At 57.6% G+C, this 9542-nt stretch carries 12 protein-coding genes; 7 read left to right on the plus strand and 5 right to left on the minus strand.

Annotated elements, in window-relative coordinates; all coding sequences use genetic code 11:
- The first annotated feature begins 79 nt into the window (after window positions 1-79).
- On the plus strand, window positions 80-1327 hold the full coding sequence (locus ABD022_RS00200; RefSeq protein WP_343819465.1) for an NUDIX hydrolase: 1248 nt from the start codon (window positions 80-82) through the stop codon (window positions 1325-1327).
- Window positions 1328-1344: 17 nt separating this feature from the next.
- On the opposite strand, the gene ABD022_RS00205 is transcribed toward ABD022_RS00200, so the two are convergent.
- Genes ABD022_RS00205 through ABD022_RS00225 form a run of 5 tightly spaced genes read right to left on the minus strand, consistent with a single transcriptional unit; the run spans window position 1345 to window position 5485 of the window.
- Window positions 1345-1734 carry a hypothetical protein gene (locus ABD022_RS00205; RefSeq protein WP_343819467.1) on the minus strand — a complete coding sequence of 130 codons (390 nt, stop codon included), beginning with the start codon at window positions 1732-1734 and terminating at the stop codon, window positions 1345-1347.
- Window positions 1731-2585 carry a hypothetical protein gene (locus ABD022_RS00210; RefSeq protein ID WP_343819468.1) on the minus strand — a complete coding sequence of 285 codons (855 nt, stop codon included), beginning with the start codon at window positions 2583-2585 and terminating at the stop codon, window positions 1731-1733. The genes ABD022_RS00205 and ABD022_RS00210 overlap by 4 nt, the downstream gene beginning before the upstream one ends.
- A gap of 57 nt (window positions 2586-2642) precedes the next feature.
- Window positions 2643-5060, minus strand: a complete 2418-nt coding sequence (locus ABD022_RS00215) for a host specificity factor TipJ family phage tail protein (protein WP_343819470.1) — start codon at window positions 5058-5060, stop codon at window positions 2643-2645.
- Between the two features lie 34 nt (window positions 5061-5094).
- Window positions 5095-5310 (minus strand): hypothetical protein, encoded by a 216-nt coding sequence (locus ABD022_RS00220; protein ID WP_343819472.1) that lies wholly within the window; start codon window positions 5308-5310, stop codon window positions 5095-5097.
- Window positions 5303-5485 (minus strand): helix-turn-helix domain-containing protein, encoded by a 183-nt coding sequence (locus tag ABD022_RS00225; protein ID WP_269360197.1) that lies wholly within the window; start codon window positions 5483-5485, stop codon window positions 5303-5305. Before ABD022_RS00225 ends, ABD022_RS00220 begins: the two co-directional genes overlap by 8 nt.
- 70 nt (window positions 5486-5555) lie before the next feature.
- Here ABD022_RS00225 and ABD022_RS00230 point away from each other — a divergent pair, with 70 nt between their 5' ends.
- The 6 genes from ABD022_RS00230 (at window position 5556) to ABD022_RS00250 (ending at window position 9273) form a co-directional block, all read left to right on the plus strand.
- A complete protein-coding gene (locus tag ABD022_RS00230; protein ID WP_343819475.1) occupies window positions 5556-6248 on the plus strand; it encodes a LexA family transcriptional regulator in 693 nt (230 codons plus the stop codon).
- A gap of 124 nt (window positions 6249-6372) precedes the next feature.
- Window positions 6373-6981: a 3-isopropylmalate dehydratase small subunit gene (locus ABD022_RS00235; RefSeq protein WP_343819477.1), complete on the plus strand. Its 609-nt coding sequence runs from the start codon at window positions 6373-6375 to the stop codon at window positions 6979-6981.
- 212 nt (window positions 6982-7193) lie between these two features.
- A complete protein-coding gene (locus tag ABD022_RS00240; protein WP_343819478.1) occupies window positions 7194-7622 on the plus strand; it encodes a hypothetical protein in 429 nt (142 codons plus the stop codon).
- A gap of 184 nt (window positions 7623-7806) precedes the next feature.
- On the plus strand, window positions 7807-8031 hold the full coding sequence (locus tag ABD022_RS14820) for a helix-turn-helix domain-containing protein (RefSeq protein ID WP_425545186.1): 225 nt from the start codon (window positions 7807-7809) through the stop codon (window positions 8029-8031).
- Window positions 8018-8482, plus strand: coding sequence for a hypothetical protein (locus tag ABD022_RS00245; protein WP_343819480.1), 465 nt, complete (start codon window positions 8018-8020; stop codon window positions 8480-8482). Before ABD022_RS14820 ends, ABD022_RS00245 begins: the two co-directional genes overlap by 14 nt.
- A gap of 473 nt (window positions 8483-8955) precedes the next feature.
- A complete protein-coding gene (locus ABD022_RS00250; RefSeq protein WP_343819481.1) occupies window positions 8956-9273 on the plus strand; it encodes a DUF7424 family protein in 318 nt (105 codons plus the stop codon).
- The last annotated feature ends 269 nt before the right edge of the window (window positions 9274-9542 follow it).

Here is a 9542-nt window from a genome sequence, read left to right on the forward strand (position 1 = left end):
GAATTGGACGCCTCAGAGCGCCGGAAATCCGGCTTGATGCGGCGAAAATGAATTCTTCAGGGACGACTAGATAGATAAAATGCTTGAGAACCTGCTCAGTAAAATTGAAAACGATGGGTCTGCCGAACTCTTTTTCCTATTGGCCGGATCCCTGCTTCTGTATGCTGCTCAACGACTCTACGCGTACTGCAAACGAGCGATTTCGCGAATGCGGCTCAAACGCGCGATTAAGGCCTACACAGCACGGAAGGAGGGAATCAACGTGCTGGACATTGCCAACGGAGACCCTGAGTACACAAAGGAGAACATCTTCTTACGGGAAGCCTCCAACCTCGGGCGCCCGAAGGGGCTATTCATATCATTTCCCGAAAAGCAACTAGAAGAATTGCGCAAACGTGAAGCGGAAGCGGGTTATTCAGGCATACAACGAGCCCAATTTCGGCCAGACGAATCTTTTAACGGAACATCAGATTTCTCTGAACTAGCAGAGATCACGGGCATTGAAGATCTCGTAGAGCGAATCAATAAGAATAAAGTCGCCGTTGCAAATGATTTTATTTCAAAATCAAGTGGCTTTCATTTCAACGGTGAAAAATACGGTATCTTTGATTTTCGTCAGACTCGTTTTGGCGAAGACGAGGAGCCAGGAGTCGAAATAAACCTATTCCGAACTGATTACTTCACGCACCGTGTCTTTAGGTCTATCTATCGAGACCTCAAGGCGGAGGGTCACGAGATATCTAAAGTTCGATACTGGGACGATGATTTTCTAAAGTACCGTCCGTTCCTCACGTCATTTGGTATAAATGCTGTACTCATATGCGAAGGGATCAAAGGACGAGAAATCGTCCTAAGCAAGCGGTCAACCAAGGTCAGCGGCGAGAACTCTCTCTATCATGTCACGATGAATGAGGGGCTATCGCAAACTGACAAAGATGCCTTCGGCCGTGTGGACCTCGAACTTTGTTTCAAACGAGGGCTACTCGAGGAGCTAGGTATTGACGACGATCTGTACCATCTAGCGCTGCGAACTGCTTTTTACGACTTTTTCCTAGACAAAAGAAACCTAGAAATTGGGCTATCGGCAGTATTTGAGATTGATGTGAATTTCACTACCGAGATCGAGCCGCTAACCGGGCGTGACAAGAATTATGAAAGCGCGGGATTCCAAACAATCCCTCTACACACTAAACAAATTGCACGCTTTGTCAGCGCGCATGATTTTGTTCCTCACGGCCTCTACGTTCTCGAGCGTGTCTTGATGCGCAATGGTATATCTATTGCCAGGCTCGGAACTCCGGCTGTGGGGGCAATGGAAAACGACTAATGTAGCCCCCACTGCTTCTACAGCACGATCCCCGCTGCCGCCACAAACAGCCCATCCAGATCATCATCAGACAGCCCCAGCGCCGCTGCTGCGGTCGCCAGGGACGGCGAGTCACGCCGCCACTCGGTTGTGTCGTCCAGCGCCACGCGCGCCAGGGCCTGCTGGGTCGGATCAGCGATGCCGTCCACGTAGGCCAGGACGTCATCCCACAGACCTGCGCCGATCAATGCAGCTTTGCCCTGCGCGCGGGTCACGACCTGCGGGATGTAGGGCGCCTGGGGCGGATTCAGGTGCGCCTCGACTTCCTCGGGCGTCATCTGCACGAGATCAGGGTTGATCCATGCATCCTGAGAACCATCGGACTCAAACGCGAAGACCTCGCCGGCGGGGGATTTGAAGTATTTCATGGCAGCAGTTCACTCCAGAGGGACAGATTACAGACAGTCGGCACGGCTTGATATGTTGAGCCGGCTGGCACCGTAAACGTCACAGACGTTGTCTTGTCGGCGGTGTACCCAGGAGTACTCCGAATCCGTGGTGCACCATCTATGTTCACAGTGAAAAACCCACCCGCGCCAGTGGCCCCACCTGTGATGCAAACCTCAACAGGTCGCCCGCGGGTATTCGTGTAGACGGTGTTAAAAGCCCGGGAAGCGGTCACGTCCAACCACTTGGGCTGATTCATCACGTCAGCCAGCTTCTCCGGCGTCAGCACCGTGGTGTCGTCGGTCAGCCCCTGCGCTTGCACTGTCGTTGCGCGCTTCACCGCGCCCGCGTAGGTCTCGTCTGCGATCAGTGGTGCGTATTTCGTGCCATTCCAGGCGTACACCGCGCCGCCGTGGTCGGTGACGATGATCGGGCCCTCGTCGGCTGTCAGGGTGTCGACTTCGGCGAAGGTGGCGCCGGGGATGCCGGAGATCAGCGGCTTGTACGCAGCCCCGACCCATTCCGCCGGTCCCTTGCCGATGATGTAGATCGGCCCGATATCCAGCGCCGGCACGTCGGCCTGGGCATACATGGGCAGGTGCGCGCGCAGCAGCCGGCCCTCGATCACCCATGCCGAGTTGGCAGCGTTGCGGCGCTTGAGCGTGCCCGTGCCGGCGTCAGCCCAAGTCGAGTACGCCCAGGCCATAGCCGCCGGATCGGTGCTGCCCGCGAAATCGGTCGCGATGGTTTCCAGGGCCTTATTCATGTCCTGCACGAGCTGCAGCCCAGGCAAAGGCGGTGTGGTCGTGATTTGCACAGCTTCTTGGGTCATGTCGACTCCAAAACAAAAGGCCCGCTCAGGGCGGGCCGGGGTTGATGCGAAGGAAAATCAGAATCCCTGGCTCAGCCAGTTGATGACGGCGGCTTTCGGGGTAGATGCGTTGAAGATCTGAATGTCGAACCCGGTTTCGTCCGAATTCGTCAGGACATAGCGGTCGCCGTCCACGGCATCGAACAGTGCGATCTGGACGTTCGGCACGGCGTGGAAAACCTTTTCGTACTCGATCCGCAGGCCTGTAGTCGGCACCGTGATGCCTTCGGCCTTTTGGATCAGATCCGGCACGTCCACGATCCAAGTGAAATGCTCGACAAACGGCACGATCAGCGGTTCGTCAGTCTCAATCACGATGCGGACCTGGAAATACCTCGCATTGACCAGGCCGGGCGTGTAGTTCAACCACGGCCCGTAGACCCCATCCTCGCCGGCGGTCCGGTATTGCGGCGTGGCTTTCCAATGCTGCGCGTTCGAGGCATTCAAGATGTCCGGATTGGACAAGACGTCATCCATCGACAGTACGTCCTCGCCAAAATTCAGCGCGTAGGCATCGATATGGAAGTCCAGCCGCACCGGTGCCACGAAACCGATATCCACGGTCCGTGCAGACGTATACACACCGCGCGGCTGCGCGCCGCCCAACCACAGCACGTCACGCACGGCCAGGATGTCGGCCTCGTCCAGGACGTCGCCGGCACCCACCAGCGTCAGCTTGTCATCCCAGACATACGCCCCCTCGCTGAGCACGCCATCCCAGGCCGGATCCTCGACCTCGGTCAGCAGGACATTGCGCACCAGAGCAGCACCGGACACCAGCAGGCTATCGGGCACGCCGTAGATCGCCTGCCCTTTGTAGACGTATCGCGCCGCGACCCAATACAGGCCGTTGCCCGCCGTCAGTGATTCGAGCATGGGCGTGACCGCCACCGTGCGCGAGTTCGCCCAGGACTCGCCGACACGGATCTCGTAGTCCGGCTGACGGACATCGACCACGCGGCCCCAGGTCAGCACGGTCAGGCCGTCCCTGAAGACGCTGGTCAATCCCGTCACCGCCGGCAGCGGTGCGCGCAGGCCCTGAACCGTGTAGCTGCGCATCGCGGGTTTTCCCCGCCCGATAGCCGAGACCGGAGTCACGGTGATGTCCAGCACGTCGCCCGTCTGCGCCTGGATCGTCATCTTCCGATCGACAACGCGCACGGCGGGCTGTGCGGCGCCGTTCACCGCGATCACGACATCCACCGGCATCGCCACCGACAGCGCCCAGCCGATCTGCACGCTGTTGATGTCGGCCAGGACATTGATGATGCCCTCTGTGACCGTGATGCCGAACACCACGCCGGCCAGATACTGACCATCGCGCGGGGGCGTGTAGCCGTACGGGTTCGTCTCCGAAGCGTAGTATTCGGGGTCGTCATCCACGGCGGAGAACCGCACCCCATCCTGGGTCGGCTGGACGTCCACGATCTTGAACCGCCGCCCCGGGGTCTCCAGGGGATCGAAAAAGAACGCCCAGTCGAGCGCCGGCACATCCTCAAAGCCCGCGTCGCCGGGCAACGCGAACCCAGTCATGTCACTGGTGATCGTGACGGTGTCGGTATCGGTTGCAATCCCGGCAACCACGACAGTTTTCATGTTGCCCTCGGGGTCGCGCAGCATCATCGTGCCGGAGCCCGTAGGGATGGATTGCGAGAGCATGATCTGGTTGCCAGACCGCCCCACCAGGCGCCCGGAATACCCCCAGACAGTCAGGTCGTGGCTGATCTGGACGACGTCGCCGCGGCTGGCAACCAAGCCCTCGATATCCGTTTCCCAGGTCGTGCGCCGGCGATGCCAGACCTGCGAGGCGGCGATCAGATTGGCTTCGCGGCCGGCCATGTCGGCGACCGTGCAGCCATCCAGATCAAGCTGCAAGGGATTGTTCGTGGTCGTGGCGCCCGGCACCGCGACTCGCACTTCGTCCATCTGATAATCGCGGTCTTCGTTGGCAAAGTTCAGGACGATCTCGTCGGGCGTATCGTCATTGATGTACGCCACTTTGAAGCTGCCGGCCTTGATGTTGAAAGGCCCGAACATCGCGACCACTGGCGCATCCGCAGCATCCCACACGGCGCCCAGGCCGCCGGTTTGCCACGTGGGCGAGGCGCGGCCGGCACGCGCAATCATCTGCAAGACCTGGGCGCTGCTCATCTTGCGGTCCAGGACATAGTCGAACGTCAGCTTCTTCAGATCGCACCACGCGGCCCAGGCCCGGATCGCGTCGATGTCGAGCTGCTGCTCGGTCAGGCCTGCGCCGTAGACGCGCCCCTCGCCTTCAATGGTCTTGCCCATCGCAAACCACAGATACCACCACGCCGGATTGCGGGTGTGCTCGATGTCGAAGTGATCGCCCTTCCAGACGGGCGCCTGCGCCTCGGCGATGGCCGAGAACTCGTCGATCGCCCCGTTCAGTTGCGATGTGGCTTTGATCCGCAACGCAACCCGCAGTTGGCCCGTGTAATCGGCCTCATCAGTCTGGAAGCACAGGATCGCTTGCTACTGGGCCGTCATGACGCAGAGGGAAAAGAATGCCCAGCAGGCCGTGGATCAGCACGTAGACGCTGCCGCCAAGGATCATGAGGATCAGGTCACGCGACAAGCCTCCATGCCAGGAAAGCCAGACCAGGAATGACAGGGCGACAAAAGTCAGCGCAAGCGACCAGCAGGCGCGTTTCGCGTCAGACATTGGCGGGCTCCTTGGGGGTGCGGTTCGCGCGCGCCTCAGCCGCCAGCACTCGGTCAGCAATCCGCCGCGAGAGCGGATCGGGCCATTTCTTGACCGCCTGATAGGAGATCCCGATGGCTTTGGCTGTTGAGGAAATCGAGCCGCCAAGTCGCTCGATGGCTTCGGTCTTTTTCATACCCGTATTGAACCATAGTTCATGCAAACAATGCAACTATAGTTATTGCCACATGGGTTACCTTTAAACCATGGTTGAATATAAAGACAGATTGGCCGATGCGATGGAGCGCGCGAATGTGACCGTCAACGAATTGGCGGACGCTCTCGACACGTCCTATCAGGCTGTCAAAAAGGTCTTGGATGGCAAGTCAGGGGCGTTCAGCGCCATCAACAACGCCAAGGCTGCCGCGCGCCTACGCGTCACCAGCGACTGGCTGGCCCTGGGCACGGAGCCGCGCGATGCGGCTGATGGCGGCCAGCCGACAGAGCCCAAAAAGACAAACACGGACATCACAATTCGCCAATACGACGCCGCCGGCTCGATGGGCAATGGTCTGGATCTGCCGGATCAGCCGGGCGTGATCCAGAACCTGCGCGTCAGCAAGGAATGGCTGTCAAAAAACGTCCGAGCCTACAGCGCAGCGAAGAATCTATGCGTGGTGACCGGATTCGGCGACTCGATGCAGCCCATGTTCAACCCCGGTGATCCGCTGCTCGTTGACTTGGGCGTGACGACCGTCGAGTTCGACTCGGTGTACTTCTTTCGCGTGGACAACCTGGGATACGTCAAGCGTCTGCAGCGCATCCCGACCGAGAACGGCCTAGTGATACGGGCGATTTCCGAGAACAAGGACGCCTACGATCCGTTCGACATCACCAAGAAGATGGACTTCCAGGTGATCGGGCGCGTGTTGAAGGTGTGGCGCAGCCAGGAGTTCTGAGGCCGCGCTTTCTGGTGCGGCTTCGGACTCTGAGAAACCCTGATTGATAGGCGAGGACGAGAGGATTACTTTGGGCCAGCAAGTAACAAAACCTTATTATTAATGTGGATATGTGAGGAGAACCATGAGGCTTAGAATCCTTGGCATCGCAGCGCTGACCATTTTGTTGCAAGCATGCGCATACAAAGGGCAAATCCAGAGCGTCAGTGGAGCAGCAGAGGTCATGCCTACGCGACGCATCAATGCCGATGCGGCCGTGCGGATCGATCCCGAGCTGGCCGAGATGTCTAAGAAGGTGAATGTTGGATTCGTGTGCGGCGCGCATAACTACACCATCACTCCAGGAACTGCTGTGTCCGAATCCATCATGCGCACCCTGGAGCCGGCTTTCAGGTCTGTATCTCGTGTGGAAACGCGGGAAGAAAGGCCCGGAACCTACTTCCTTGACTTCAAGCTGGATGAATTTGCCCCGCGACTGAAATTCAACCCTGGGTTCTGGATGGCCACGCCCGAATCCACATCTGAAATCTCGATTCGGGTCAGCGCGTTCAGGCCGGACGGGACACCAGCGATTCGAACCACGGTGCGTGGTCAAGGAAATCATGAGGACGGAGCAGGAAGCTGCGACAAAGGGATGGACGTTGTGGAAGTCGCCACGCAAGAGGCCGTGCAAAGAGCCATGGAGGACCTGGCTCAAAAGCTGATCAATAGCAAGGCATTGGTAGAAGACTAGAAGCCAAGCCCTTAGTAGATCGCAGCGCGGCCCATAGCGTCTCACTTTTGGGCCCGCGCCTTCTGGTGTGGGGTTGGGGTGTGGGGCGGAGATACTTTGAAAACACTCAAACTAAACAATAGGTTATAAGTGATTCTTAATGCCAAGAAAGAACCTCATCAGCGAGGCTCGTTTACAAATCTCCCTCCCAACTGCATATCTAAGAAGATATAATGCACTCTGTAATCGTCGAACCTGCAGCCGAGCAAGATCTTGACGAGATGTGGGAATCGAAGGAGCCAGACGCTGAAGACGCAGTCGCCCTCATTGAGGCTGCGCTCGAAGAAATCGCGTACGACGAGGAGTTCCTTTCCAGGATGTGGCGCAGGAGGGAAATGCGCCACAGCGAGCCGACCGTTGAAGCGGACAGAATTGTTGTTCAATGGCATCGCGGTCGGAATTTGCACAGATTGAAGATATGGGACTTTCCCGAGAATGGCGGCGGCCTGATTGGCTGGCGAGTTGTTTATGCCTACGATGGCCGCTGCGACTCGTATCACATACTCGGAATTATTCGGCGAGATATAAATTATGACGAACAGCACCCACACTTCCAAAGAATTGTCAAGGATTATGATGCCCTTGGCATACCATCCTATTAAACAAACCCCCGCCCACTCTGAAGGGTGGTTGGTAGTAGCTCTGCGCATGTCTTTCGAGACGGACGTTCCTCTGCCGCACTTTGGGCGTGGAAGAAGCATCCACAGCATCATCGCGGATCGAGAGTCTGACCCGAAGCGAGCAGCCGCTCTAGCGCGCGCAAGGCGCAAGTTGGCCTCTTCAATGATGGAAAACAGCACAGCCAAACACACACTGGCTTCGCTTCGGCTTGCTAGCGGCCATTCTCAGGCTTCGCTCGCAGCCGCAATGGGAACCCAACAATCGTACATTGCTCGACTCGAGAGAAATGGCGGCGACATGCAAAGCAGCACAATCAGAAGAATGGCTGATGCGCTGGGCGTTACATGTGATCAAATCATTGATGCTATAGAAGACAATGAAACCGAATAACAAAAAAGAAACGCCTTTGGTGTTTTATCCAACTTTTTGTGAAACCATTCGCCCGGAAGCAAATGGACAATTCACATACATTGGCGTATTTCAGTCATCAATTTCGGTCGATGTCTTCCCATACGAGTTCCATCAGTTTTCTGTAGCAATAGCCGTGATAGGCACCCCAGATCAACTCGCTGGTGATGTAAAAATTAGCGTATGCGTTGATGATAGGATTGTTGGAGGCGCCTCAATAGATGGGTCGGCGGAAGGGCTGACGCCAAATGAAGATGGGCTTGTGTTCTGCAATTTCCATATCATCGGCAACGAACTCATCGTGCATAAGCCGTCTAGCATTACAGCAAACATCACAATCAATGGAGTAACTTACGTTTCCCCAAACTCTGTTCGCCTAAGAAAGTCTGGAGCCAAACCATCAGCCCAGAAGGGGCGTGCCGGCACGCGCTAGCATCGTCGATACTTCAAATCAGCCCATCCTGCGGACTTTTTTCTACCCACCCTTCACTCAGCCGCCCCGTCCCGAAAACCGGCGTAGCCGCGCCCTCCCTATTTGATGGTCATTTGATGGATCAGCCGCCGGGCGATACCGGCCCCCCCCGCCCCTTCGCCGGCATCGGCCTGCCACTCCTGCAGGTCCTGCGCTTTTTTACAACTCCTGCAGCACCTGCACATTTTTGTTGCTCCTGCAGCACCTGCGCCCTACTCCACCCCCAGCAGGGCACCGCCCCCCCTAACCTAGCATTGAAGCGGGTTTCGAGCGGTTTCTGACCCATTTGGGCACCACCCCAGCACCAGCACCCCCAGCCACCCGCGAGGCGGCTTTTTGTGCCCATCTGCCGTGCGACACGCCGCGCTTGCTGGCCCGCCGCCTCTCGGTCAGAATGTAACTGTTTCGAACAACAGGAGGGCACGATGAGGAGAATGAGGATCGCGGCGCTGGCCGCTGCAGTGCTGGCCCTGGCTGTCCCTGACGCCCTGCAGAAGAAGATTGCTAGCGCGAAAAAGGACACGTTTGGGTCTATGAATCTGTCGGTCCTGGTGAAGGTCACGAACGACACCAAGGAAGAATTCCGGTTCGGCGTGGGCGCCGCCTATATCGATAATCACCCGGTTACCGATCGAGTCCTGGTGGCACCGGCCGGAGCGTCGTTTATCGTGCGTCTGTCCGATGTTGCCGTAGACGCAGCGGTGGCTGGACAGGATCCTGCCATCCTGAAAGTGGCGCCGCCCAAAAGCTGATCCGCAGACAGCCACCCCAAGCCGCCTTCGGGCGGCTTTTTTGCGCCCGCCGCCCTGCCCCAGGTTCGGCGGATGCGGCCCGTAACTAACTTTGTTGAAGACGCCGTAGACGTGGCCGCAAGAATCACAGTGAACGACGTTGAACCAAGGATCTCCGCCATTGGACTCCATGACGCTATCTGCTTGAGTGATGTGCTCAATGTGTTAGCGCCGGTGTAATACTGACCCACCCCGTCGGAGTAAATCTGACCCACCTGGGCAATGATGGT

It is taken from the genome of Castellaniella daejeonensis (genome assembly GCF_039523555.1).
In the GTDB taxonomy this organism is placed as follows: Bacteria; Pseudomonadota; Gammaproteobacteria; order Burkholderiales; family Burkholderiaceae_B; genus Castellaniella; species Castellaniella daejeonensis.

Coding starts and splice junctions, on each gene's coding strand:
- ABD022_RS00200 (WP_343819465.1), top strand. CDS start 80: ATGCTTGAGAACCTGCTCAGTAAAATTGAAAACGATGGGTCTGCCGAA.
- ABD022_RS00205 (WP_343819467.1), bottom strand. CDS start 1,734: ATGAAATACTTCAAATCCCCCGCCGGCGAGGTCTTCGCGTTTGAGTCC.
- ABD022_RS00210 (WP_343819468.1), bottom strand. CDS start 2,585: ATGACCCAAGAAGCTGTGCAAATCACGACCACACCGCCTTTGCCTGGG.
- ABD022_RS00220 (WP_343819472.1), bottom strand. CDS start 5,310: ATGTCTGACGCGAAACGCGCCTGCTGGTCGCTTGCGCTGACTTTTGTC.
- ABD022_RS00225 (WP_269360197.1), bottom strand. CDS start 5,485: ATGAAAAAGACCGAAGCCATCGAGCGACTTGGCGGCTCGATTTCCTCA.
- ABD022_RS00230 (WP_343819475.1), top strand. CDS start 5,556: ATGGTTGAATATAAAGACAGATTGGCCGATGCGATGGAGCGCGCGAAT.
- ABD022_RS00235 (WP_343819477.1), top strand. CDS start 6,373: ATGAGGCTTAGAATCCTTGGCATCGCAGCGCTGACCATTTTGTTGCAA.
- ABD022_RS00240 (WP_343819478.1), top strand. CDS start 7,194: ATGCACTCTGTAATCGTCGAACCTGCAGCCGAGCAAGATCTTGACGAG.
- ABD022_RS14820 (WP_425545186.1), top strand. CDS start 7,807: ATGGAAAACAGCACAGCCAAACACACACTGGCTTCGCTTCGGCTTGCT.
- ABD022_RS00245 (WP_343819480.1), top strand. CDS start 8,018: ATGAAACCGAATAACAAAAAAGAAACGCCTTTGGTGTTTTATCCAACT.
- ABD022_RS00250 (WP_343819481.1), top strand. CDS start 8,956: ATGAGGATCGCGGCGCTGGCCGCTGCAGTGCTGGCCCTGGCTGTCCCT.